General features: G+C 58.0%; 17 protein-coding genes and 1 pseudogene. 9 read left to right on the top strand and 9 right to left on the bottom strand.

Going from position 1 to position 25,341, the window contains the following annotated elements:
• Nucleotides 1-216: 216 nt before the first annotated feature.
• Nucleotides 217-918 (bottom strand): annotated as a pseudogene (locus FH08_RS0127680) (polysaccharide biosynthesis protein); the annotation flags it as partial.
• A 2,136-nt stretch (nt 919-3,054) separates the two neighbouring features.
• A complete protein-coding gene (locus FH08_RS52050; RefSeq protein WP_152602935.1) occupies nt 3,055-3,270 on the bottom strand; it encodes a hypothetical protein in 216 nt (71 codons plus the stop codon).
• Nucleotides 3,271-3,862: 592 nt separating this feature from the next.
• Between FH08_RS52050 and FH08_RS0127665 the strand changes: the two genes are divergently transcribed.
• The 5 genes from FH08_RS0127665 to FH08_RS0127645 all read left to right on the top strand — a co-directional run bounded on the left by FH08_RS0127665 (nt 3,863) and on the right by FH08_RS0127645 (nt 10,580).
• On the top strand, nt 3,863-4,456 hold the full coding sequence (locus FH08_RS0127665; protein WP_235210519.1) for a transposase: 594 nt from the start codon (nt 3,863-3,865) through the stop codon (nt 4,454-4,456).
• A gap of 796 nt (nt 4,457-5,252) precedes the next feature.
• Nucleotides 5,253-7,220 carry an acid phosphatase gene (locus FH08_RS0127660; RefSeq protein WP_031361462.1) on the top strand — a complete coding sequence of 656 codons (1,968 nt, stop codon included), beginning with the start codon at nt 5,253-5,255 and terminating at the stop codon, nt 7,218-7,220.
• A gap of 543 nt (nt 7,221-7,763) precedes the next feature.
• On the top strand, nt 7,764-8,447 hold the full coding sequence (locus FH08_RS0127655) for an N-acetylmuramoyl-L-alanine amidase family protein (protein ID WP_035567266.1): 684 nt from the start codon (nt 7,764-7,766) through the stop codon (nt 8,445-8,447).
• A gap of 57 nt (nt 8,448-8,504) precedes the next feature.
• Nucleotides 8,505-8,882 (top strand): lysozyme inhibitor LprI family protein, encoded by a 378-nt coding sequence (locus FH08_RS0127650; RefSeq protein WP_031361460.1) that lies wholly within the window; start codon nt 8,505-8,507, stop codon nt 8,880-8,882.
• 483 nt (nt 8,883-9,365) lie between these two features.
• Nucleotides 9,366-10,580: an MFS transporter gene (locus FH08_RS0127645; RefSeq protein WP_051888592.1), complete on the top strand. Its 1,215-nt coding sequence runs from the start codon at nt 9,366-9,368 to the stop codon at nt 10,578-10,580.
• A gap of 352 nt (nt 10,581-10,932) precedes the next feature.
• Here the strand turns inward: FH08_RS0127645 and FH08_RS0127640 are convergent, their stop codons facing one another.
• Nucleotides 10,933-11,904, bottom strand: coding sequence for a quinone oxidoreductase family protein (locus FH08_RS0127640; RefSeq protein WP_031361458.1), 972 nt, complete (start codon nt 11,902-11,904; stop codon nt 10,933-10,935).
• Between the two features lie 92 nt (nt 11,905-11,996).
• On the opposite strand from FH08_RS0127640, the gene FH08_RS0127635 reads away from it, so the two are divergent.
• Nucleotides 11,997-12,851 carry a LysR family transcriptional regulator gene (locus FH08_RS0127635; RefSeq protein ID WP_031361457.1) on the top strand — a complete coding sequence of 285 codons (855 nt, stop codon included), beginning with the start codon at nt 11,997-11,999 and terminating at the stop codon, nt 12,849-12,851.
• A 381-nt stretch (nt 12,852-13,232) separates the two neighbouring features.
• Here FH08_RS0127635 and FH08_RS0127630 read toward each other — a convergent pair whose 3' ends face one another.
• Nucleotides 13,233-13,682 carry a type II 3-dehydroquinate dehydratase gene (locus tag FH08_RS0127630; protein ID WP_031361456.1) on the bottom strand — a complete coding sequence of 150 codons (450 nt, stop codon included), beginning with the start codon at nt 13,680-13,682 and terminating at the stop codon, nt 13,233-13,235.
• A 24-nt stretch (nt 13,683-13,706) separates the two neighbouring features.
• Nucleotides 13,707-15,074: an MFS transporter gene (locus FH08_RS0127625; RefSeq protein ID WP_031361455.1), complete on the bottom strand. Its 1,368-nt coding sequence runs from the start codon at nt 15,072-15,074 to the stop codon at nt 13,707-13,709.
• Between the two features lie 241 nt (nt 15,075-15,315).
• On the opposite strand from FH08_RS0127625, the gene FH08_RS0127620 reads away from it, so the two are divergent.
• Both FH08_RS0127620 and FH08_RS49645 read left to right on the top strand, forming a co-directional pair.
• Complete coding sequence (locus tag FH08_RS0127620) at nt 15,316-16,098, top strand: IclR family transcriptional regulator (RefSeq protein WP_031361454.1); 783 nt, start codon at nt 15,316-15,318, stop codon at nt 16,096-16,098.
• A 621-nt stretch (nt 16,099-16,719) separates the two neighbouring features.
• Nucleotides 16,720-18,366 (top strand): eCIS core domain-containing protein, encoded by a 1,647-nt coding sequence (locus FH08_RS49645; protein WP_051888591.1) that lies wholly within the window; start codon nt 16,720-16,722, stop codon nt 18,364-18,366.
• Nucleotides 18,367-18,377: 11 nt separating this feature from the next.
• Here the strand turns inward: FH08_RS49645 and FH08_RS52040 are convergent, their stop codons facing one another.
• From FH08_RS52040 to FH08_RS0127590, 4 genes are all read right to left on the bottom strand, one after another.
• A complete protein-coding gene (locus tag FH08_RS52040; protein WP_152602934.1) occupies nt 18,378-18,710 on the bottom strand; it encodes a hypothetical protein in 333 nt (110 codons plus the stop codon).
• A 377-nt stretch (nt 18,711-19,087) separates the two neighbouring features.
• Nucleotides 19,088-20,143 (bottom strand): Fic family protein, encoded by a 1,056-nt coding sequence (locus FH08_RS0127600; RefSeq protein WP_031361450.1) that lies wholly within the window; start codon nt 20,141-20,143, stop codon nt 19,088-19,090.
• Nucleotides 20,144-20,716: 573 nt separating this feature from the next.
• Nucleotides 20,717-21,022, bottom strand: a complete 306-nt coding sequence (locus FH08_RS0127595) for a hypothetical protein (protein ID WP_051888590.1) — start codon at nt 21,020-21,022, stop codon at nt 20,717-20,719.
• Nucleotides 21,023-21,541: 519 nt separating this feature from the next.
• The gene (locus FH08_RS0127590; protein ID WP_235210518.1) at nt 21,542-21,859 is read right to left on the bottom strand and encodes a hypothetical protein; all 318 of its coding nucleotides are present in this window, start codon (nt 21,857-21,859) and stop codon (nt 21,542-21,544) included.
• 804 nt (nt 21,860-22,663) lie between these two features.
• Here FH08_RS0127590 and FH08_RS0127585 point away from each other — a divergent pair.
• The gene (locus tag FH08_RS0127585; protein ID WP_031361447.1) at nt 22,664-25,327 is read left to right on the top strand and encodes a DEAD/DEAH box helicase; all 2,664 of its coding nucleotides are present in this window, start codon (nt 22,664-22,666) and stop codon (nt 25,325-25,327) included.
• The last annotated feature ends 14 nt before the right edge of the window (nt 25,328-25,341 follow it).

Below are 25,341 nucleotides of genomic sequence, written 5' to 3'. Positions count from 1 at the left end.
CCGCATAGAAAATCTCTTGCCTGAGTCTGAGCACGGTCAGGCGACGCAGCGCCTTTGACCGGTGTTGAGGGCAACCTGCTCTTATCCAAATAGCTATCCACTTTTTTACGAGTCGCCCGACAAGCGACGGGAATTCCCGGGAGACGCCATCTGATCGTGGGGCTCGCAGCGGCGGTAATTGACTAACAGACGCAGCGCATCAGCGGCTGAGTACCTTCAACCATTTCGAACCGACTGAATGCTCTGCAACTTCGGCGGCATGGTCGTCTGATACTCCGGTACCCAGCGACGCAGGTCACGCCGCACCTCTTCGTCAGCCAGCACGCGATGCTGCATTAGCCACGGCAGCAGTTCATCGAGGAAGTGATCCGGCACTTCGCGCGCCCGTGCGATTCGCAGCTTCGGATGCGGCGTACGTGTGGTCGTTTCATCGTCAGCAAGCAACTCTTCGTACAGCTTCTCGCCCGGCCGCAAGCCCGTGAACACGATCCGGATCTGCTCCTCCGAGAATCCGTACAAGCGGATCAAATCGCGCGCCAGATCCACGATCCTCACCGGCTCACCCATATCCAGGATAAAGATCTCGCCGCCCCGGCCCATGCTCGACGCCTGCAACACCAGTTGCGCGGCCTCGGGAATCGTCATGAAGAAGCGCGTGATCTCCGGATGCGTGACCGTCACCGGGCCGCCCTTCGCAATCTGCTGCTGGAACTTCGGGATCACGCTGCCCGCGCTGCCCAGCACATTACCAAATCTCACCGTCTCGAACTGCGTGCGTGGAGAGGTCTGCTGCAACGCCTGACACGCCATCTCGGCCAGGCGCTTGCTCGCGCCCATCACGTTGGTCGGGTTAACGGCTTTATCGGTGGAGATCAGCACGAAATGGCTGACCTGATGACGGATCGCCGCGCGCGCCACTGTGGGCGAAGGCTGCGACATCGCCGAACCGATCATCACAATCAGCGCGCCGCTAGCAACCTCATTGGAAATCCGCATCAGAGCGGGCGAGCTCACCAACACTTACATGGCGCGATATAGCCCGATCACGCGGACCACTACTGCGTAAGCGGGCAACACCCACATCAGCGCTAGAAGTGCGCTAAGCGAGAAGTCAGCGGCATGGCCCCATCACACCCGACGGCATAAGCTGGCGACCACTCAGACATCGAACTCAATGAACTGACTGACAACTACGAAGCTTCATACCAAATCATTTGTGTGAACCTTTGATGTGCCCCAAAAAACGAACGGCATTTCGCAAGGGTAAAACATTCGCCGACGCAAGGCTTAAGCGTTGCCGAGCTTTCATCTGGCGAAAGCGAACTCCTCATGAAGGATTACTGAAGGCTACGGAACACCACATTATGCTCGGCACCATCGATTCTCAATTACATATGGCGAAAGCAAGCGATAAAGGAGCGCGGCTCGAACGTTAGTGATCGCGTAGGCACGATCGCCGCATGCTAGATTTCGTGCAAATAAATAGGCACAAAAAACCCGCTCGGGCGCCCGACTACGGGACTACATGACGTCATTCACTTATACAACGTGTCGCGTGGAATAGGGAATGATCCGGCCGTGGCGGTAGAGTAGGGATAACTCGAAACTCCATTTACAAAAAACGATATTCTCTAATACAGTGAAGTAGCTAAAGTTACTCGTGCTCAATATAAAAATTCGACTGGAATTCTTCCCTTCTACCAAGAATATCCTCAGCGATCGATTTTCTTCGCACTCGCCAACCCTCTCCTCCTCTGGTCAGCGTCGTCAACCGCAACGAAGGGTTGACGCTTGCTGCCACAAACGAAATTACGATATCTTTACCGACGGACATGAGCACCTGAAAGCAATAATCTGAATTTCAATCGATGCTAGTGTCGGTGAGATTAAATTATTATTACAGATAATTTAATTTCCTCTAAGCTTCAGGCACGCCATAAAAAAAGATTTGCAATTTATAATGATCACAGGGCAAACCTTCTAATCTCGATGCCGAATATAAGACACACCGAATTCTAGATAGATGACTCATCATGCAACCATATGGTGACCAAATCATAATCTTGTGGAAACTGAGTGGCGTTGCACACTATGTTCGAACTTCTTCCCACGAGCTTGCCATGGCTCTACCGCAATGAGAACAGTTAGATCGAATTCGGTGCCATTTTATTGACTGATTTTTATCGTTTTGGTTCTCATCAAACTTAGCAAGTCAATCTACTGTCCGTCCAGATTTTAATAATTAAAAGTACATTCAACGTGGAGTTTTGACATTTCTTTACGTAAAGTTCACCATAAAAGTTCGATGATTTCTGCATTTTTGCTCTTGATTATATTTACGCATCTTTACTCCTCGACAAGCATTCCAAGTCGGATCGAACGCTGCCGCATTCAATATTGTGGTGAATTTTGATTTAAATAATTCTGATGAGACAGCCTTACTGCAGCCCGCAGGTCCAAAACCACTACAATCTAGCACTCTCACTTTTTTGATGAATCGATTGATTCTTGTTATTATTGGAGACGATCCGCAGGAAGCGAAGCCAACGGAATGCCCTTGCTCCAGCGATTTCTCATAAGCGATATTATGCGAAAAACCTACGAAGATACAGCGATCGATCTTGATTACCCTAGTCGTTTCAAATTCGCATTTTCTTCGCTTCTTAGAGATCGCTCATAGTTACTGATGCTAATAAACATGCTGCCGTCTCCATGAAGATAAGTCGAGCTCTGTCCAGTTCTAATCCCATAGATGACATTTTATACTCCACGCAACGCGCAGCATTTGTGCGGCGCACGAATTTAATAAAAACTTCAGACTTTCACGAATTCCTATTGTTTGTGAGGGTGTTGTTTTCCTCTCTTGAACGAAGAGAGGACCGATTTGGGCAGCCGACGCAACCGCCTTAGCCGCGCACCCGCTTTGCAGAGAAGAGAATAGCGCTTTAGCGAAGCATGTCCAAAGGGTCAACAGTTGCAGCGTGATAATCAATTAAGCGAGAAAATAGATCAGTTCTATATCTGAAGGTGGGCAGCCGATCCGCGGTGGACAGGTTACTCGCTCTGCACATTCTCGGGCCGGTCGCTCACGCCCTCCACCACTGTCACCATCGATACCGGTATGATGAAAACGTGGTCCCGCGCAGATGGAACAAACCAGGCGCGCTGCTTAGTCCCATGCATTTTCAGTTCGGGCAACTCAGTGACATGCATGAAGCAGCGCACATCGTGCCCTGCTGCAACCGCATTTTCCAAGACCTCGCCCAGCAATCGGTCCTCGGCCTCTAACGCGCGTTTGAGAAACTTTATCTTCGCAACCGTATTACGCTTTGTCCGATCGCCTGAAAGAGCGAGTCGCCTTTTGAACGTCAGTACAAAAACGTTTGTTAGTTTTGCGATGGTCGCTTCACCGAAGTAGACCCGCTCCGCCCGAAAGCCGGATGGTAAGCAAACACTGGCAAACAGACGATCCAGAAGGTTCCCTTTGTTCCTTTTCGGGTGATCTGCAACGGAACCCGCTGGCGCAGCATGTCCGTCATTGTCAGATAGCTGTTCTTCTCCTGGCTAACGACGAATTCGGCGGGTTGCTCGGGTGCGCGGATTTGGTCAGGCGACAGGCGTGCTACGTCGGACGCAACGGCATGACCCGCCAGTAGTGCGCTGCCTACGGCACGGAGGCAAGATGTGAGCGTTCTGGCGAGCATGGAAGCAGACGGTAGACTGAGCCAATGAGATCGCGGACCTTTTGCGCTGTTGACGTGTGCGCTTCGGGTTGCGCGAGCACTCCCACGGCACATGTCCATACGAATGCTTACTCCTTTGGGACTCAGTTTCGTTGTCTGCACCGCAACCAATGGCACTTATGGCGCAGACTGCGCCGTCGCGTCAGTACGGCACGCGAATCACGAGCAATCAGGTCAAGAAACTGGACCAGGCCGCTGTCCACCAGCTGCATCTCCCATACGACGTAGCGCTCGCGGTCCGCGCGAACGTCGCGGTCATCACGACGCTCTCGGCACAGATCGCCATCGTGGAAAAGCGTCTTCAAGAAGAAGTCGCGCCACGTCCCGACTACGCCCTGCTGAGCACGGTGCCCGGCATTGGCCAAACGCTTGCCACCGTGATCGTACTGGAAACCGGCACCATCGAACGTTTCGCCAGCGCTGGCAACTTCGCCTCGTACGCGCGGTGCGTGGACAGCCAGCGCATGAGCAACGGCAAGAAGAAGGGCGAAGGCAACACCAGGAATGGAAATCCCTACCTGTGCTGGGCATTCATCGAAGCGGCCAACTTCGCGATGCACTTTAGCGCCGAAGCCAGGCAGTTCTACGAGCGCAAGAAAGCCAGGACGAATCCGATAATCGCGCGCAAGGCACTGGCGCACAAACTGGCGCGTGCGTGTTTCCACATGCTGAAGGAGCGAAAGCCATTTGATGTGACCCGCTGCTTCGCATAAGCGTTACGACGGCGACCGGCAAGCCCTGATCGTCGACTGCCGAGAAGCCACCGAGATTGAATGGGATGCCGTGCCGCCGTCCCCGATGTGCAGCAAAGCGGATCGCCTGCAACGCGAGCCAGGCCTGGATCGGTGCCGGACGTTTGGCAACCACGAGTATTGTGCGAATCCGATGGACGCGTTGCGGCACCAATGTTCTTCTGGGGTGGCAGAGCCACCAGGGCGACAGGCAACCGATGTACGCCGATCGCTTGATCCTGATGGGTGTCTGGCGCGATCCGTCGCAGCCATGAATCGAAGAAACGGGTGCGCTCGGCTACTGCATTCGGTCAGTGGAATCGAAATCGGCTGCTCAGGCAGTCGAGGGTATTGTTCGCTCATTTGACACCGGGCCCGCTAATGGGTGTCGACGATTCTTATACCGTCGTCGATGGTCAGCTTGTGGCCGGTTCGCGCCGATGGCGATTGTCTGGCGGTCTCCACTGACTCAGGCGCGCCAAGATGACGTCAAGGAGTAACTTGGGTGGCGAGCACGCAGTTGATAATCGCAATGGTGACAGTTCCGACGCGGTCTGCGGACGCCTCGTCGATGTTCGCATTAGTAGCTCTTGCAACGTCGCAACCTCAAGCCATGTTCCGGGATCGGCCGTAGCATCCAGTTTGACGCTCGCTTACCTTCCCGCATCAAGCACCACATTTCGCCCGAAGCAATAATTTGCCGTCAAGGTAATGAAAGCTTCATGCTGCCTCCATAAACTGCGCGCTTCCTTACCTACCCTTATCGGGAACGCTCGCCATGTCGTCATCGCAGATACGCACCATCCGCTTCCTCTTTGCCGCCCCCAGCATCGCGCTTTTGCTGGGTGCGTGTGGTGGCAATTCCGACAATGGCAACAACGCACCCGCCACGGTCTCGGCGGTTCCAGCGCCGCCCGCTGACCCGGGTTTCGTCGATAGCGCGCGGGTCCTGGCTTCGGTCGCCGCCTTTGTCGATAACGCGGCCACCAACCAACGTGGCGACGCACGCTACGCCACGATGGCGACGAACGCCGGCGTGCGCGTGCTCAACGGCTTCCGCACGTTGTGGCAACCGCTTACCGATATCGTGGATGCCGGCGTCTCTGCGCCGGCTGTCGGGAGTTTTCCGGCGGTTGTGGCATCGACCTGGACGGGGATCCCGACTGACGGCACGCCGAACGGCACCGCACTGAATTCGAGCTTGCTTGATGCCAATATCCAGCACGTCGTCGCGGCGACCACGCAACGCACAGACGCACAGGAACAAGCCGCCTATTACGACGACCGGCGCGGCAAGGGCTACAGCGTGTCGGACGGTATGGGCCCGCTCACCAATGCGTGGCGCAGCGCCGCACAGCAAACTACGAGCATCACCAGCATTCCGGCGAACGCGGTCACCACCGCCTACAACGACACCGGCAATAACACCGGCGTGGGAGGCACGGCGAACCCGCAGTTCGGTTCGGTTGTCGATTTCATCAACGCGATGGGCAACAATGGTTCGACTGAACCGGCCAAGCGTTTCTACAAATATGCCCGGCCGTTTCGTTGGAGCAGCAGCGTAGTCGTCGTGCCGACGCTCGTGCCTGCCGAAAGCACGACGCCGGCGACCGATGGCGGCTTTCCGAGCGGCCACTCGGCCGAAGCCATGCGCGATGCACTGGCGATGGCCTACGCGCTGCCCGAGCGCTATCAGGAGATGCTCAGTCGCGCTCTGGAGCTCGGCGAGAACCGTATCTTCGCTGGCATGCACTCGCCGCTCGATGTCATCGGCGGACGGATCCTGGCGGAAGCGGTGGTCGCCGCAAACCTCTCTGACAGCACAAACGCGACGCTCAAGCAAACAGCCGTGACGCAGACGCACAGCGCGCTGTATACGCTGACCAATACCGATGCCACGACGTTTCGCGCGCTGGCCGAATCCGGTACCGCGGCCACCGACCGCTTCGCCGACTACCCGACCAACAAGGCGAACTACACGCGGCGCCTGACCTTCGGGTTCGGCTCGACCGCAACGACCACTTCGGCTGCCGTAGTCCCGAAGGGCGCAGAGGTGCTGCTCGAAACCCGTCTTCCGTACTTGAGCGCCGATCAGCGTCGCGTAGTGCTCAAGACAACCGCGCTCACATCGGGCTTCCCTGTTCTCGACGACGCGGAAGGCTGGGGTCGCCTCAACCTGTTTGCTGCAGCGGACGGTTACGGCTCGTTTTCGGGCAACGTCGTTGTATCGATGGACGCATCGCTCGGCGGCTTCAGCGCGATCGATACGTGGCGCAACGACATAGCAGGCGCTGGCAAGCTGACGTTTAACGGCACCGGCTTGCTCACGCTCGCTGGATCGAATGCGTACAGCGGCGGCACGCAGTTACAGGGCGGAACGCTCGTCGCCGGTTCGACGAATGCGTTCGGTGTGGGCGACGTGTATGTCAGTGGCGGCACGGTTGCGGTGAACGCTGCCTCGCGCGTGACGATCGGTGGCAAGTTCACACAGCTCGCCGCCGGCGCGCTCGAGATCGATCGCGGTAACGGCGACCAGGGAAGGCTCGCAGTGAGCGGGCAGACTTCAATTGTCGGCGGGACGCTGCATGTAAAGCTCGCCGCAGGCTTCACGCCGAAAGTGGGTGACACAATCGCGCTCGTGGATTGCAACGGCTTGCAGGGGCGCTTTACGACGATTACAGTCGACGGCTTCAAGGCGACAGCGTTTTATAGTGCCACGGGTATACAACTTCACTTGGACGCGTGAGCGGTCGTAGCGGAATCAACATATCGAGTCAGCGGCGCTTCACAAAATGAACGCAGCCGCTGACGTGCCATTGACCTTCGCGGCAGCCTGGCACGCGGATGCGCAGGTCAAGTCCGCATTCAGGAAAACTGCCCAAGCTTCGGCACAGACCGGTGAGTGCCGTTAGGCGGCGAGCAGCTCTTGTCGACCCAGTTGAGACGATCAGCAGTTCCGATAGCGGACGTTCCCACTGCACATTCCGTCGTATCCGCTGTGCGATCGATTCTGTTGCTCCGAGCTCTCTTGCAGAGCTAAGCAATCGAATCGGCCGGTTGCAACCTCAGTGGTGCCATCAAGCACGCGACCTTCTCTGGAGCTTTGTAGGCGGAATTTCCGCCGGCTGCATGCTGGTTCTCGATGCTGGTTCTCGATTTTGCCTCAAAGGCCGGATTTCGCTACACTGCATGCCAAAATGTCAGCCGCATTCAGGTGCAACGCATTTTGGATACGCATCTCCGCTCTGCTCGATGACGGTCTATCAACCAACACCGCCGGCAAAATACAATGCTCAGAGTGCTGACTTCGACAATTATCCCATTTGCTTTCGTGTTGTGCGCCTCGCCTTGCCACGCAGACTGGGTCATCGTGGATGCGGGTCACACGCCTGCTCGTCCAGGTGCAACGGGGGCAAGCGGCAGGGTCGAGCATCTTTACAACCTGGATCTGAGCGCGGCAGTTGCGCGGGATCTTCAGGCCGACGGTGATCGCGTTTCACGCACCGGCGCCGACAATCGCGAAATCGCATTAGCCGATAGACCTAATGCCGAACCGGGCGCGAACCTGTTCGTTTCAATTCACCATGACTCGCTGCAGCAGGCGTGGATCGACGCGGGACGACGTCGTGAGTTCAAGGGCTACTCGATTTTCGTGTCCATGCTGAACCCGCATTATCAACAAAGCCTCGCCTGCGCAAAGGCGATTGGTGAGAAGCTGCTCGCTGCTGGCGAAACGCCCTCTCTTTATCACGCGACACCGATCAAGGGCGAAAACCGGCCGCTCATTGACCGGCGACTCGGCATTCACCGTTTCGACGATCTGATCGTGCTCAAGACGGCCCCAATGCCGGCTGTGCTCGTTGAAGCGGGTGTTATTGCCAATCCCGACGAGGAACCGCGCCTCCAGAACCCCGCAACGATTGCGAAGATCGCAAATGCAATTTCGGAAGGGGTCGTGGCTTGTGAGCCGTGACGTGCAGGAATATCTCTGCTCAGCCAAGAATTTCAACCAAGAGAAGTGAGCGCGAAGATGAAGAAAATTGCAATTGTCCTGATGGCGGTCGGTATCCCCCTCGGCGCACACGCTGCGGGCTGTGCCAAGCCCCGTAACGCTTTCGATCAGGTCTACTGTGCGGGCAACCTGTTCTCGCAGGCTGACCGCGACTTGAATCAGGAATACACGGGCCTGCGCAAGCATCTCAATCCAACGCAACAGAGCTCGCTGAAGAGTGGCCAGCTCGCCTGGATCAAGCAGCGCGACGATCAATGCAGCGAAGAGAAGCCGACCGGCTTCTTCGTCAATCTGGACTGCGCGGTCGACCTGACCCAGAAACGCATGGCATTCCTGCAGGAACGCGAACGTGAGTGCACCAGCACCGGCTGCGTCGAGTCAAAGCTCCGAGAGTAAGACTGCGCGAGGGACGTCGCAACGCACGGGGGCCCGTTTTCCCGCCATTGAGGCGCAAGGTTTCTATCATAGCGTCGCGGAAATCGCGCAAACGTCCGTTGACGGGAGGTCACTGCGGACGTCCCTTTATGGCCGGACAGCGTCCGATTACTGTCCTGGCAATCACCTCTCACACCTCAGTCTGCTCGGCCATCTCAAGCGCGTCGTCAACCTCGATACCGGGATATCGGACGGTACGTTCAAGCCTATTGACCGCAGTCAATAGGCTTGACTCTCTCCCGCACAGGACTATCTCCGGTGTTCACTGCTGGCCCTAGTCCGTCGTGGGCTCGACGCGTAACTGTGCAGAAGCAATTCGGCTCGACTGTACATTTCATTCCGGTTTTTCTGCAAACAGAATGCCTGAAATCCGTCGAAAGCGACGGATGTGAAAGTCGATAGGCTCTTGTATCGGTAAGAAACCTGCCACCGGACGCTAAGTTTATGGACACACCTGCTGATCAGCTTGCGTCCTCGCTTGACGCCGCTGCATTCATCCCATTTCTCCTCGCGAGCATCGCGCTCGCAGCCGCATACGGTGCAAGCTTTCTACTTGCCGACCATCTGCGTTATAGCGGACTTGATCCCGCAATGGCAGGTGCAGTCATCTCGACCGGCATCGTGACGATGATCGTTAGTTCTCTTTTCGCGGGATGGGCGGCGCAGCGGATCGGCCTAATGTCGACTATCGTCGCTGCTGCCGTCGTCATGTCTTTTTCGATGCTCGCGTTCAGCTTCGCACAAGTCGATTTGCGGATCACGTTCGTCGGTGGTCTGTTGTTGGGGTTGGGATGGTCCGCGTTTTATATCCTCGCGCCAATTCAAATCATTCATCACCTGAAGCCTGCCGCACGCATCAAATACTTAACCTTCCTGTCAGGCGGTCAAATGGCCGGACTGGGTCTCGCTTCACCTATCGGCCATTTCATAGCGAGCCGCTTTGGTTCGTTCTCGGGCGTGTATATTGGATTGGCGTGTGCCTGTTTGATCGCGGCGATTGCATTCTACGCAGTCCGAGATCGGATGAAGAAGACGCCACGCCTATCGGGAGCTTCAACAGGCCTGACGCCCGCGCTGGTCTCATCGATTTTACGAGACGTCACTTGGATGCCGATCGTAATGATTGGGCTTGCCGCTTGCGCCTTCTCTGCGCTGTCAACCTTTCAGACGGCCTATGCAGAGTCACGGCATCTCTCACCAGATCTTTTTTTTGTGACCTTCACATTGACGACAGTCGTTGCGCGGTTCACGCTTGCACCGACGATCAGCAGGTTACCCGTTCGAAGGTTGGCCTTCGCGCTTTTCAGCGCGACGCTTTCAGCGCTGGCGCTTTTCCTCTTCAATCGAGGAAGTGAAATCCTATATGTGATCAGCACGATCATCTTCGCAATCGGCTACGGGCTCAGCTATTCCACTCTGAACGGTATGGCTGTCAATCTGGCTGGCGAGCGGGCATTGTCCGCACCGGCGACTTCACAAGTCTTCACGATCGCTTACTTCACGGGCGTGTTTGGGTTTCCGTACGTCGCTGGAATGTTGGTAACCCATGGCGGCGTAAATTTAATGATCAGCGTAACCATTGCCATCATCGTTATCAACTTGCTGATGCTCGCAAACTCTATTCTTCGCGCCACTAACGCGCAGATCAAAGTGCGCTGACATGTACCGTGGCATCCAGCAGGGTACTCCACGGCTGTACTACGGTGATTCTTTTTATCAACCGGAGAGCGTTAATGCGATCGCTGACGGGACTCTGACAGCCGGCGTCGACACGTGAGCGGAGCGCAGTCGCCGCTGGAAGACGCGAAGATGGGGCCTCTGTATGGCTGCGCCTGTTTGGATGGCCGAACCCAGTCCGACGTTGAACTGGCGGAGCGGGCCGCCATTGATCGGTCCGCGTTGGGCAGAAGTCGACCCTCTAGAGTGCCACTCGGCTTTCTCCACAGGAGACGCTCGTCGCTACAGACAAATTCGGAAAAACACCCCAACTCACCGTAAATGGAAATGCCACTCATGGGATCAATAACAAACTGCCGGACGTGCGGCCGCCCTCGAGGTTAGCTTGTGCTAAAGCCGCTTCAGACAGCAAATATTCGCCGCCAATCTCAGCGACAACACCGGCTTGCATTGCCGTGATAAGTGCCTTGGATGCGACGGAATAAGTGTCCAGGTCTGCTGAATAGGCCATGATGCTTGGGCGAGCGAGCGACAGTGAGCGACGAGGCCCCAATTGATCGACACTGATCGGCGGTATCGGCCCAGCAGCTTGTCCTATGCTCGCGACTGTACCGAAGGAGCGAACACAAGCAAGCGTCTTTGAGAGCATGCTGCCGCCGATGCCATCAACCGCAAAATCAACACCGTGACTACCGGTCAGGGTGGCGACCTGGGACACGATATCGGCGTCTCGTCCGACAATCACATGATCGGCACCATGCATTTTGGCGATATGTGCCTTCTCGGCTGATCCAGTTGTGCCTATCACCGTTGCACCAAGATGTTTGGCCCACCGGACCAACATCACACCGAGACCGCCGGCTGCGGCATGAATGAAAATGGTGCTTTCTGAGCTGACGGGGTAAGTGCGCGTTAGCAGCATATGTGCGGTCAATCCTTTAAGCATAGAGGCTGCTGCAACGCGCAAGCTGATGTCGTTTGGTAAGAGAATCACTCGTGTTCGTGGTAGCAGCCGTGTCGCAGCATAGGCGCCAACCGGCGCGCCTGCGTAGGCGATACGATCGCCAATTGCGATATCTACAACCCCCTCTCCCACGGCTTCGACTATCCCCGCACCTTCGACACCAAGGACCGCCGGCAGCGGAAGTGGATACAAGCCGGTGCGGTGATAGATGTCGATGAAGTTGACCCCAACTGCCTCGTGCCGGATACGAACTTCGTCCGGTCCGGGGGGCTGTGGTTCGCAGAAAACGACTTCCAGTTGGTCTACGCCGCCAACACCTGTCATTCTGATCATCCGATCCATTGCGTTTCTCCGTCAAATTCAACGCATTTTCAATCAATGCCGCTTGCTTGAAAATTCCCTAAGATTTGCCATCGTATGTGCAAAAATTAACAATGGCAGACTGGGAAAATCTTCGGCATTTTGCAGCGCTGGCACAAGCGGGTACCTTGTCTGGTGCGGCTCGGCAGCTTCACGTCGAACATGCGACCGTCGCTCGCCGCATTGCCGCACTCGAAGCGGAACTCAACCTCAAGCTAATAGATCGGCGTGGCCGTAAGCTGTCGCTTACTGTTGACGGCGAGCGCATTGCGGCGTTGGTTGAGGGTATGGAGAGGGGTGCTCAAGCGATCGACCGCGCGGCGGAAGGTTCACGCTCTGAACTGGCGGGCAGTGTCACTATTAGCGCGCCACCGACCTTCGCGGCAGCAATGTTGGCACGGCCGCTTGTAAAAATGCGCAAGCAACATCCCGGTATCAAGATTTGCATTCTGGGCGAAACGCGCAGCGCCTCACTGGATCGTAGGGAAGCAGATATAGCCATCCGGCTCAGCCGCCCTACCGATGAGGATCTCAATGTCGTGAAGCTCACCGAGCTTTCATTCCAGTTGTACGGCAGCGCTGCGTATCTCAACCAAACGTCACCGGAGGACTGGGTCTTTATCGGATACGGCGAGAGCATGGACGTGACGGCTCAACAAGCTGCCCTGATCAAGCAGATGGGAGCACGATCGATCTGCTTTCGGGCGAGCACGCTTGAAATTCAGCACGCGTTAGTGCGTGAAAGCGGGGGCGTGGCGATGCTGCCGGATTTTATGGCAGGAAATGATTCAACTCTCGTGCTGGCAGCGTCCGACCAACAATTAGTGATGAGAGATGTTTGGCTCGTCTTACATCCAGATATGAAAGGTTCGGCCGTTATCCGCGCTGTCGTCAACGCTATTCTCGAAGATTTCCACGTGACGCTATGAATTAAAGTCACGACAATGCAGAACTCTCCACCCTACATCGACGTACCTTGCGAGGTAGTGGTGTAACAAATTCGCCGTCGAGCCATTGTCGATAATCTAGTCGACAGTGTCGAAGGTCGGCTTCCGGGCCGGCTTGTGCCGAACGCGGTCGGCCGAAGCCGACCCTGTATAGCGGCCACACGCCGGCCGAAAAGGTACGTCTGCTACGGTGCTAGCAGCAGACATTTGTTTGTACCTCGCACATTGCGACTCCAAAACTGTCGCGACATCTCAGAGCTCGCTGCTGCCGGTCTCGCGCATCCCTGAACAACGAAAAATGAGATATTTCGACGCTGTCCAGACATACTTCAAGCGCGATTAAGAACGCGCCCTAGCGCCGAGCTACGCTTGTACGCGCTGGGTGGCGCCTGCGACCGCGCGAACGGCGAGCAAGTATCCATCGACACCTAGGCCGCATATCACACCGCGCGCCGCCAGCGAGATCAGCGAATGTCTATACTGTTCGTCCCGCTGATGGATGTTGGTGATGTGCACCTCGATCACCGGCTGGCGAATCAGCTTGACTGCATCCAGCACCGGTATCGATGCAAACGAAAACCCGGCTGGGTTGATGACGACTGCCGCCTCCTTTTCGAAGGCCTCCTGCAGCCAGTCGACCATCACCCCTTCGTGGTTCGTCTGGCGGAAGTCGCAGTCAAGGCCAAGCTCGGCCGCAAGGGCCTCAGTACGCTCTTTCACCTGCGCCAAGGTCGTCGTACCGTACAAGTGCGGCTCACGCTTGCCGAGCATGTTCAGGTTCGAACCGTTCAAGACATAAACAAGTGGTTTCATTTGCATTGCCTGCTTTTCAGTCATTCAGTGAGATTGGGATTGCGTGGAAGCGTGCACCGATGAACCCATGACTTCTCCGGCAGAGTCGACCCGGTTCATGTCGATACCCAGCGTTTCGGGCGCGGTCAGAATTGCGGCCAGAGAAATGACGTTGAACGTGACGCACACCGCGACGACGCCCCAAGGCGAGCCATTGCAAAGAGCGAAGAGCCAGACTGCAAGAACAGGCATGGGACCGCCCGCGATCAGATTGGCGCCGGTGTAGGCCAGCGCCGAGCCTGAGTAGCGCACATTGGTTGGGAATGCTTCGGCGAACGCAACCGGTTGGATGCCGCTCTGGAATTGCGTGAAGCCGAGAAAGAAGCCCATTGCTGCCAGCATAGGCACAAAGCTCTTTGTATCGAGAATCTGAAAGTACACGAACAACATGAGCAAGGTGGCGATCGAGCCAATCGCAAGCGCTTTCCTACGACCGATCCGGTCGCTCAGCATGCCACCGGCCAGCGCGCCGACGATCGCGCACACATTCGCGCCCATCAACAGCAGGAAGCCCGTCTGCTTCGGCACGCCCAGCGTTTTCGTCACATAACTCAACGAGAACACAACGATCAGATAGAAGATCGCCGCGGGGCCGCAGAAGAACAGCATCCACCGGAGCACCGTTCGCCAGTGGAGGCGCAGAGCATCGCGCAGCGGACTGCCCACTCGGACGACTTCGGTTTTACGGAGCGCGACGAACGCAGGCGTCTCACTGACTCGCAGCCGGATGTAGATACCGACAATCACGAGAATGAAGCTCAGAATGAACGGAATGCGCCAGCCGTACTCGTCGAATGCCTGCGTGGACATCGCCGATGAAAGAGCAAGCAGTACGCCGTTGGCCATGATCTGGCTGAGCGGTGAACACAGTCCGAGAAGGCCCGAGTATTTGCCACGACGATCGGCACTCGCGTGCTCGATCGCCATCAACTGCGCCCCCGTCGATTCGCCACCCAGCGCGAAACCCTGCAAGATGCGAAGGGAAACGAGCAATATCGGCGCCCATACGCCGATGCTCGCATAGGTTGGCAGCAAGCCCATCAACATCGAGCAGACACCCATGATGGTGACGGTACCGAGCATCAGGTTACGCCGCCCCAGCTTGTCGCCAAGGTAACCACAAATGATGGCGCCCAGCGGTCTCGCCGCGAGGCCGACACCGAACGTGGCGAGCGATGCCAGCAACGCCGAAGTCGAATCCATCGACGGGAAAAAAAGCTTGGGCAGCACGGTGGCCGCCAGTGCGCCGTATAACGTGAAGTCAAACCATTCGAGTGCGGTTCCGATGGCCGCCGCGGTCACTGCGCGCGTGCGCATCGCCTGCTGCGCGGGGAGGTGCGATTGCTGATCCATGTTGTCTCCGTATTGTGTCCGTGCGCAAACCTGTGTCGGCGTCACGTCGCGGCGAACCTTGAGATATCGAGCCGCGCGTGGTCCGTCTTTTGTCATGCGTCTCATGCGATGGATTCGATGACGCATCCGGCTAGACGGCTTACTGGGCAGATTAACAGCGCTGCTGGGACAGTGTTCCAGGCTGGAATCTCATCCCATATCGTGCAATCATGGATGCTTGATCTAGCAGAAAAGGGTCTCCATGCCGGGCGTGACCGAAAGAACACTGGCGGTGCTGGAATTTCTCGCGACACAAATGGAAGGCACGCCGCTCGCGTTAATCTCGGATCAACTTGATATCCCTCGAAGTGCCTGCCATCGCCTGCTCGTCGATCTCAAGCAGTGCGGCTATGTACGTCAGTTACGCGAGCACGGCGACTATGTGCTGACCACGAAACTCGCCGGGCTGGGTCTCGGTTATCTAGCGACCTCCGGCATCATCGATATTGCGCAGACCCTGCTCGACCGTCTGGCTGAAACATCCGGAGAACTTGTACGGCTCGCGATTGTGGACGGAGACAGGCTGACGTGGATTGCGAAGGCGCAGGGCGCGCTGAAGGGGCTGCGATACGACCCGGACATGGGGATGGACACCATTCTGTCCTGCAGCGCGACCGGCCACGCCTGGATGATGACAATGACCGATGAGCGTGCGCTCGAGCTGGTGACGCGCCAGGGGTTCGGGCAACCGAAAGAGTACGGACCCAACGCACCGACTACTGTGAAGGCGCTGCTAGGGTTCGTCGATACCGCGCGCGCCCGTGGCTATGCAACGATTTATGAAGTGTTCGCGCCGGGGATGACGGCGATGGCCGCTCCGGTTCAACGACGAGGCTATCCTGCGATAGGGGTCATCAGCATTGCTGGGCCAGCCGTTAGATTGACGGAAAAGCGCATGGCCACACTCGGCCTTGCGCTTGTGGCGGCGGCAAACGAACTCGCGGCTGCAAGCCTGGCATCTCCGCTATTAAGTCGGATGCGCTAGTGTTTCGCGCGACCGGAACCCATTTGTTCGAATACGAGGGCTGCCCTATGGATCATCAACGGACACTCACCAATACTCTCGATTGTCCCTAAGTGGCTGAGCCCAGTCCGACGTTGAACCGGCGGAGTGGGCCGCCGTTGATCGGTCCGCGTCGGGCAGAGGTCGACCCATTGCGGAAGTAGCCTGGCCCGGATTGAGCGACCTAAAGCGGACATTGACAAGCGGATTCAAAGTAGCGGACACGTCGAGGATCGCAGTGCGGGCTACCGAGGGGCAACAAACGCGCCAGCGCCGTGCTACGCAGCACCGCTTGCCCCTCCAAACACAGCGCCAACGTACGGCAACCAAGTGTTTACCCTATCAATCACAAGGCTGTGTGAAATCCTCCACCCGAGCAGAACGGCAAAGTCGCGGTCAGCGGTTGGTTGCAGGCCACACGAATCACAAAGCTAGAGTCAAACACCGCATGCGGCGCGCGAGGCGTGCAGCGGATGAAGCGGGTTATCGCTGAATTGCATAGCGGCCGGTGATTGCCTTATATTTGGGGTCTTGATTCGACCAAGAGGGGTTGACTGTCGCCCAGCGTATATAAGTCGAACCGTAGCGGTGCAGGAGGCAGGCATGCGATCTTTTGCCAGACCCGAGTCGAAGCCCGTCCAATCGAAGCGCGACGCAGCGCCGGCGCGGACCTTCGCCCCACGCTCGGTCCATGAAACCCTCGCCACCCCAGGCCGCTCGCTCGACCCCGCCTCCCAGCAAAAGTTTGGCGCCGCGTTCGACTTCGACTTCAGCCGCGTCCGCATTCATGATGATTCGCGCAGCGCGCGCTCCGCGGATGACGTCGGTGCACGCGGCTATACTGTTGGGGAACACGTTGTCATGGGCCGCGAAAGCAATGCCCGCACGCTCCCGCATGAACTGGCGCACGTTGCGCAACAACCTACCGCGAGCCGTATTCCACCGCATTTGCCCATGGGCGATGCGCACTCCCCCGAAGAAGCCACCGCGCGCTACGCATCAGACGTGGTGACGGCCGGTGGACACATGCGCGTGCCACCCACCTATGGTGTCGTTGCCCTCCAGCGCGACCCCAAGCCCGGTGATCCGCCCGCACGGACCGGCGACGACAAAGGCGAAACGAAAAAAGAAGACCCGCCCGATCCCACAGCGTGGCTCACGCTCCAAGCGCAGGGTCTGCTTCAGTACTCGCGCGTCTATACCATTCCCAAGCCGCCGCCTTGGATGCTGGGCGCGCAACTCGCCGCGAACATCCAATTCCACGGAGCTCCCAACAGTACCGGATTTGAACTCGCGCTGGTGGGCCAGTACGGAAGAATCATGACCTGGAAAAGCAGCGCTACGGCCGCCGGAGACCAATGGTCCGGCGCGCTGCAGCCCTCGTATCTGTTTATCAACACCGGCGGCACTCAGCTTTCTTTGTTCGGCCAGGGCGGATTCGCCTCCACCTCCTCCAGCGATCCCAGTCTCGTGGGCAAGCAGTTCAGTCTGCTGGCCGGCCTTCAGGCAACGCGGGATATCGTGCCGTTGGGGCCGCTGAAGTTGCAAGTCGTGGCGTCCTTGGCTGGCGGTGGGGCGTGGTCAAAAGGACCCGCGGATGATCAATATTCCCGCTCTGGCACGTGGCAGGTGAACGTCGGATTCCAGCTCTCTTGGGACGCGGTGAAGCGCAAATCAGCCCCGCCTCCGGAAAGGGTGGAAGTGAAGCTACCCGACGAGGTGAAGTTGACTGTCGAAGATCCCAAGAAAACCGACGATCAACAGAAGCGCACTGAGGAAGCCAGGAAGACCGCAGATCAACCGGAGAACAAACCCGCCGACAAGCCCGCGATTCCGCCTCCGCCTTCGGACGCCACGTTTTTCTTCGTCAAGGATCGCCCGGCGCGCGGTCTGGGGAACGACAAAGGCGTTTTGGTGAGTGGAGATCTCAAAGGCCTCAAAGCGCAAATCGAAAAAGCGCTCGCGGCTGATCCTACCTTGAAGATCTCCATCTCTGGAGCCGCCTCCATTGAGGGACCAAACCCTGACTACAATCGCGATCTTGGATCGCGCCGCGCCGAATGGCTGCGGCAGCAATTGAACGTGCCCGTGGCCCGCGTTGCCGATCCCGAACCAAATTTGCTGGCAGGCGCTTGCGCCGATAGCGGCGGATTAATCAGCTTCGGTTCCACGAAAGCGGCCAACACCACCGACGAATCCAGACGCGCCGTGGACCGCTTCGCCGTGGTGCACTTCCACCACGGCAAGTAGACTGTGTTGGCTTACTTCGCCGGTGCCGGCGCTGGCGACGGCACAACCAGGTGCAGACGAACCTCTGCAACCAGCTGTTTTCCGAGTTTGTGACGCAGCTCAAGGCTATGTTTTGGCCAGCCTATACGCGCACCCAGCGCCTCGGGGAGCTGTATGAGTCCAGGCTCTTTGCGCAGGTAGAGGACGGCCGCGGCGACAAGGCCCGGTGGATGGACGACCAGAAGTTCCTGCCGCTGGGTGACGGACAGGGTCCACCCGAAATACGACAACTGGCGCCGGCGCAGCAAGGTGCCGAGCGCGTGCTCAGAAGCTGACAGCGGGCGGTTCGAATCAGCTGAATTCATCGCGTTACCGTACCCCAAAGCTGCCGGTCACGACCGGCCGAAATTGGCCGACTTCTGCCCTACGCTTGGAGCTTATGCGCACCCAGAGGCGCCATTGCCGCGGCATCTGCTCCGACGAGAATTACTTCCCTTCGATTCCCAGCTTTTCTCTGAGATCAAGAATGAGTGATGCGGCCGGATTTGAATTCCTGTCGAACCTGTTAGCTTCGGCACCCTCTTCTGTCACAAACTTGCCAAGTGAGATAACGGCGTCAGTCGCCGAGGCAACCGCAGCCACCGGCGGAATCAGGAGCGCCGCACCCTTCGAGGCCACACCCATGAACGGAAAAAACTTCTTGGACTGGGATCACAATCAGGAAGCATCCTTCCGAGCCGAATCATTTCATGCCAATGCCATACCACGCGCCACGCCCGCTGCCCTGCGGTTCCAGATGTTGTCTTTCGACCAGGTCGCGGAAGTGTTGCTTCAAGGTGTTGCGACTGCTACCGGTCAGCTTGATGGCCTCGGCCATGGTGATGCGCCCATGCTCGCGAGCGAACTCGACGATCTGTAAGGACAGTTCGGGTAGCGGTGCCAGCACGATTTTCTCGCGTTCGACTTTCTTCTCGAGCCGTCGCACCTGTTCGGCAAGTGTGCGAAGGAAAAACATCAGCCACGGTTGCCAGTTGGGAGCATCGCTGCGGATGGTTCCCTGCGTCTGGCGTAAGGCCAGATAGTAGCCTTCCTTGTTCGCCTCGATGACGCTTTCCAGCGAGCTATACGGCACATAGGCGTAGCCGGCCTGAAGCAGCAGCAAGGTCGTCAGCACGCGACTGAGCCGCCCATTCCCATCCTGGAACGGATGGATTTCCAGAAACACGACCACAAAAATGGAAACGATCAGCAGCGGGTGCAGGCGCGCTTTCGCGCGCTCATCGCTGACCCACGACACCAGTTCGGTCATCAGGCGCGGCGTGTCGAAAGGGGAGGCCGTTTCAAAGACGATGCCGATCTGTCTGCCATTTTCGTCAAAGGCGGCCACACTGTTGGTATTGGTCTTGTAGAGGCCCCTGTGCCGTTCGTCCTTCAGACTGTACTGGAGCAGGATGTGATGCAGCTGCTTGATGTGGTTCTCGTTGAAGGGGATGTCCTGCCACGAACTAAACATCAGGTCCATGACCTCGGCATACCCCGCCACTTCCTGCTCGTCTCTCGTTTCGAACTTCTGGATGGCCAGGTTCGACAGCAGTTGTTCGACCTCCCGGTCGGTGAGCTTGCTGCCCTCGATGCGGGTCGACGAGCCGATGCTCTCGATGGTCGCCACCCGTCGCAGGGACGACAACCGGTCTGGCGCAAGCGTGCCCAATGCACGCCATGCGCCTTTGAATTCGTCGATCCGGGCTATTAGGCCCAAGATCTCTGGTGTGATCTGAAGGGTGTCGGTTTTAAACATCAACCAATCTTACACCCATTTACACCCATTTCTGTAGTGCGGAATGGGCGTAAATGGGTGTGAGAATGGATCGACGGCAACGTCCTCCGCCCGTCACTGTTTCAGATGCCTCTCCAGAGCATGAAGCAAGACTACGGCTATATCGAAAACCGTCCAACTTCCCATAACATCTCTATCTGGCCTCGACAACATGTGTTGTATGTAACCGCCAGACCGTCCAGCGCGAGTTCACGACTGACGGCCAGCCGGCGGCCATCAAGCAATGCGTTGCGCCACGTCAGGCCGCGCTACAGCCGAACAGCCGGAACCTGTCTGATCGCCTTGACGGGCCGTGTCGACCCTCTCCGGCCGTTGGAGCCAGCGCGACGTGAACGGCGGCTTCCGAGGTCCAGCGGTCATTCGTGCACGTGTGCTGCCCGTCCAGTCATCGGCCGCCGTTCGGGTAACCACGAATTTTATCGCTCGCGAGTGGCGGCTTACGCGACGACCATATGATTTGCTCGCTTTCGACCCATCTCCGACACTCGAGAATCGAAAACTGGATACCGTAGTGCCGCCCCTTTGAGTGACCGCTTACAGGTGTCGGCACTGTCGTTGGCCCAACGCAGTCTGATCTATGACGCGCGCCAAAGCGCGTGACGGAACCCATTGGCCTCCCTGTGCAATGAATCGGGAGGTTGCGTCGACGACCGTCTGGTTGCTGTCATCATCGAACACGGCAAAGACAGGTGCGACGGCCGACTCCACGAGGGCAAATTGCTGCTTTTCGAATCTAGTCGGGTCGATGCGGCCTTCGTCATCGAAAGTGAGAATGGAAAACGTGTTCCGAACGACGCGCACCGGGTTTCTGGCCACAAGCTCGACCACGACGCTGGCCATTCGCGCTCGTTGCCCCGCAAAAACGGGCAGACAGTGGCTTGCCGGATCTCGCAGCATCCGGTCGAACTTAGTGCTTGACAGCCGCCAGAGGGTATCGTCACGAGCGATCAGAAACGTTCGGCAAGAAAAACCCATGGTTCTGCCCCTTGCATTAACGGTGATGCTCACCACGCTCGGCAAGATCCCACAACGTGCCTTCCCAGCAGGAGATTCGCCCCTGTACCTTACACCGCGGGCATGACCAGGCTTCGTGTCGTCTCGGTCGATGTCCGGCTCCGCTAGACCTTTCCTCCACGTGAAGCACGTTGCAGTCATCGCGCTCGTGGAGTCGAAGTCATTCGCGGAGGCGATCACGGTTGCGTGGAACCACGCCACGGGCTTGGCCGCGCCCCGCTGAGGGCCACACGCGACCTTCTCGTCCAGAAAGTGTCCTGCGTTAATGAATGCATGACTAAGGTCGGAATGAGGCGAGTAAGGAACGCCTTAACGCGAGGATGGAAGCGCTTGCCTCTTGACGTCTCACTGGATGATCTCGCCGCTCCACCGATCACGGTTGGCCCAGAACGAACACTGCGTGCATTTTTCGCCTTCCGGGTAGTCAATGCCTTCCTCATGCGGGCAGCCGATGATGCGATCGACGGCCACCACCGATTTGGCACCATGATGATCGATGAATCGAACGATTGCTTCGGTGACTTCTGGATCGATTCTCGCATCGGTTGTTTCGCAGAACCACCGCTCAACAGGGTCCGCGTCAGCACCTTCGTGCGCGACGATGCAAACAGAGACCTTCGTCGCTCTCGTGTCGTCTGGCCCGTAGAAGGCAACCGTTGCCACCGGATAGCCACAGAAGCCTTTGCCACGTTTTTTCGCAAACTTGCCCCGTTACCACTGAGCCTTGAATGTCATGACCCCTCCCTCGCATTCCTTGCCGGGTGACGTAAGCGGCGTCACCGAAGTACACAAAGCGTCCCACTTTTCTACGCCTTCACCGTCCGCCCGACAAGCGGGTTCGGGAAGTAATGGCTGCGTGGGCCGAGCAAGGGGGCGTTTGAAGCATAGGCGCGAGCGACCGCGATGGAGTGACTCACACCGGTCGGTGATCGGCGGTGTCCGCCATGAAGGGACGTCCAAAGGAGCAGCGTTGAACGTCTGTAGGTCGGTCCAACGAGACACTCTGCCATTTAGTCGTTTGTAACAAACGCGCCAACTGATTTTCGCCGCGCGGGCGGGAGCCGCCATCGGCACCCCACCTCGTATGACTCAGGTTTTGGTACCCTTTCATGGTGGGTCGTGTTTCTTTTGGCAGAATTCGGAGATTCGCGGGGACGGCCTTGAAGGTTGGCCAGCCGGCGGTAGAGCCGGGGCGAACTTCCGTGAGTTAATACGCAGCAATCAGGTTGTCCTACAGCAGATGAAAAGAAAGTTCGCGAGACATTCCCAACACAGCTGCCGCACCTACCCTGGCTGCTTGGCTCACCCCACAATTCGATCGGATCAGGCGCAAACGGAACTTCGCCCAGTTCGCTCTGGGCCGGTGGGCCTGCTGGTTGATTGCGAAACCGCTTTCCGTGAAAACAGGCGGCTGCAGCGCTTGCTGCGACAGCCCGACGGGGACGGGCGTTCTTGACTGCTCCCGATATGTTCGCGCCACACCTGACGCCCGGTGGTCACCTGCTCGCGGTGCCCGAGGACGCCGCGCCACTATTGGCGGATGAAGTACGACTGCGGCTAGGCAGTTCTTTTGCGCTTGGCACGGGGCATGCCCTACTGCATCTGGGAACGGTCGAAATCGGCCGCATTTTGCCACCCGCATGGGCCTGGTGGCGTGATTTTGCCGCGCGCTACGTCACTGCCTTGTGCGCCACTCCCGAAGGCGGCGAGATCGCAGTCGTCACGCCTGCTACCGAGGATTTCGATGCTCTGATTGCCAATGCGCCGCCGATGACAGGCGGGGAGTATCTAACGCCAGATGTGCTGGTCACACTGTGGGGCGAGATCGATACCGCCTTGCACGAGGAACTGGCTACCGAAAAAGTCTCGCTTCAGGATTTCCTCAAGTCTCGCCACCCTGCCTGGAATCTTGTCGGCCGCGTGCATTTCAACCTCGCTGAGAACCGCAAGGACCCGGAGTCACCGTTCGCTTTTCTTGCGACTTACACCTCGCGCCTGTCGGCCCATGGCAAAGCGCAACACCAGCCGCTGTCGCAAGCACTCGCGGAATTTTCGGATGCCAGGAGCCGGGCGCAGCTCTTGTCGCTCCTACTGCCGGTGCAGCGCGCCGCGCAAGACTGCGATTGGCTTCGCGACATGGTGGATACCGGCGAGATATACCATCCGCTGCGCTGGACGCCGGTTGATGCCTGCCGCTTTCTCAAAGACCTGCCCAAACTTGAAACCGCCGGGATTGTCGTTCGCATGCCAGGCGTCTGGCAGGCGGGCCGTCCGGCTCGTCCCGTTGTGAAAGCCAGCGTCGGCGCACGACCGCCTTCGCTCCTGGGTAAGGAGGCGTTGCTCGATTTCAGCATGGAGATGTCCCTCGACGGCGAGCATCTCAGCGCCTCCGAGATCAGGGATCTGCTCAAAGGCGCCGACGGCTTGCAACTCATCCGTGGTCGCTGGGTCGAGGTGGACCAAAAAAGGCTCGCTCGCCTCCTGAAGCGATTCGAGGCTATGGAAAAGGCGGCGAAAGCCGGTCTGCCCTTTAACGAGGCCCTGCGTCTTCTGGCGGGTGTTTCGCTGGACGATAGCGGCGACCCCGCTGATCGCGACTGGTCGCAGCTTGTTGCCGGGCCTTGGCTGGCCGATATCCTGCAGGAGTTGCGTCAGCCGGAAGGGTTGGCGCAGATCAGCCCGGGCGCCGAACTCAAGGCGAGCCTGCGGCCTTACCAGCAGGCTGGCGTGCGGTGGTTGTATCTGCTCACCCGGCTCGGCCTGGGCGCTTGCCTGGCAGACGATATGGGCCTGGGAAAGACCATGCAGGTACTCTCCCTGCTGCTGGTGCTCAAGCGCGAAAGCACCGAGGCGCGACCCAGCCTGCTGGTCGCTCCAGCATCGCTGCTGGACAACTGGGCGGCGGAGGCCGAGCGTTTTGCCCCCGGCCTGGCGTTGATGATTGCCCATCCATCGGCTATGCCGGCGGCCGATTTGCGCGCGCTCGATGCCGCGCGCCTTGCGGACATCGATCTCGTCATCACCAGCTTTGGCACGCTTGTTCGCCAGCCGGTACTTGCGACCATCCAATGGCGCGTTGCCATTGTTGATGAAGCGCAGGCGATCAAGAATCCCAGCGCCAAGCAAACGCGACAGGTCAAGCAGCTCCAGGCACAATCGCGCATCGCGCTTACCGGAACACCCGTGGAAAACCGTCTGTCCGATCTCTGGTCTATTTTCGATTTCACCCACCCCGGTTTGCTGGGCTCGGACAAAGTTTTCACCAACTTTACCAAGCGGCTGGCAAAGGCCGAGCACTTTGGCCCGCTGCGTGCGCTCGTACGGCCGTATATCCTGCGCCGCCTGAAGACCGACAAGCGGGTCATCGACGACCTTCCGGACAAGACCGAACTAAAGGCCTGGTGTCATCTGAGCCCGAGCCAGGCGGCGCTTTACCAGCGGGCGGTGAAGGACCTGGCCGCCGCGCTTGACGACGCCGAAGGCATCAGCCGCAAGGGTGTGGTGCTGAGCTTTCTGATGCGCTTCAAACAGATATGCAACCATCCCTCGCAATGGCTGGGCGACGCGGCGTGGAAGGCGGAAGACAGCGGCAAGTTCGCCCGCCTGCGCCAACTCGTCGAAGTGATCGCCGCCAAGCAGGAAAAGGTGCTGGTATTCACCCAGTTCCGCGAGACCACCGAGCCGCTGGCGGCATTCCTGGGCTCAATCTTTGGTCGCGAAGGTCTGGTGCTTCATGGTGGCACCCCGGTAGCCAAGCGCCGCGAACTGGTCAAGCGATTCCAGGAAGACGAGTTGATTCCCTTCTTCGTGCTCTCGCTAAAGGCGGGTGGGACGGGGTTGAATCTCACCGCCGCTTCCCACGTGATCCACTACGACCGCTGGTGGAATCCGGCCGTGGAAAATCAGGCGACCGACCGTGCGTTTCGTATTGGTCAGCAGAGGAACGTCCTGGTGCATAAGTTTATCTGCCGTGGCACGATTGAGGACCGTATCGACCAGTTGATCGAAGCGAAACAACAATTGGTGAAGGATGTGCTGGAGGGCGGCGCAGAACTCCTGCTCACCGAGATGAGCGATCGCGAATTGCTCGATCTCGTGAAGCTCGACGTTCACGCCGCGCAAGAAAACTGATCGTCAAGAGGCAA

Source organism: Caballeronia sordidicola, from assembly GCF_000729995.1.
Lineage (GTDB): Bacteria > Pseudomonadota > Gammaproteobacteria > Burkholderiales > Burkholderiaceae > Caballeronia > Caballeronia sordidicola_A.
This window is presented reverse-complemented; position numbering and strand designations above follow the sequence as displayed.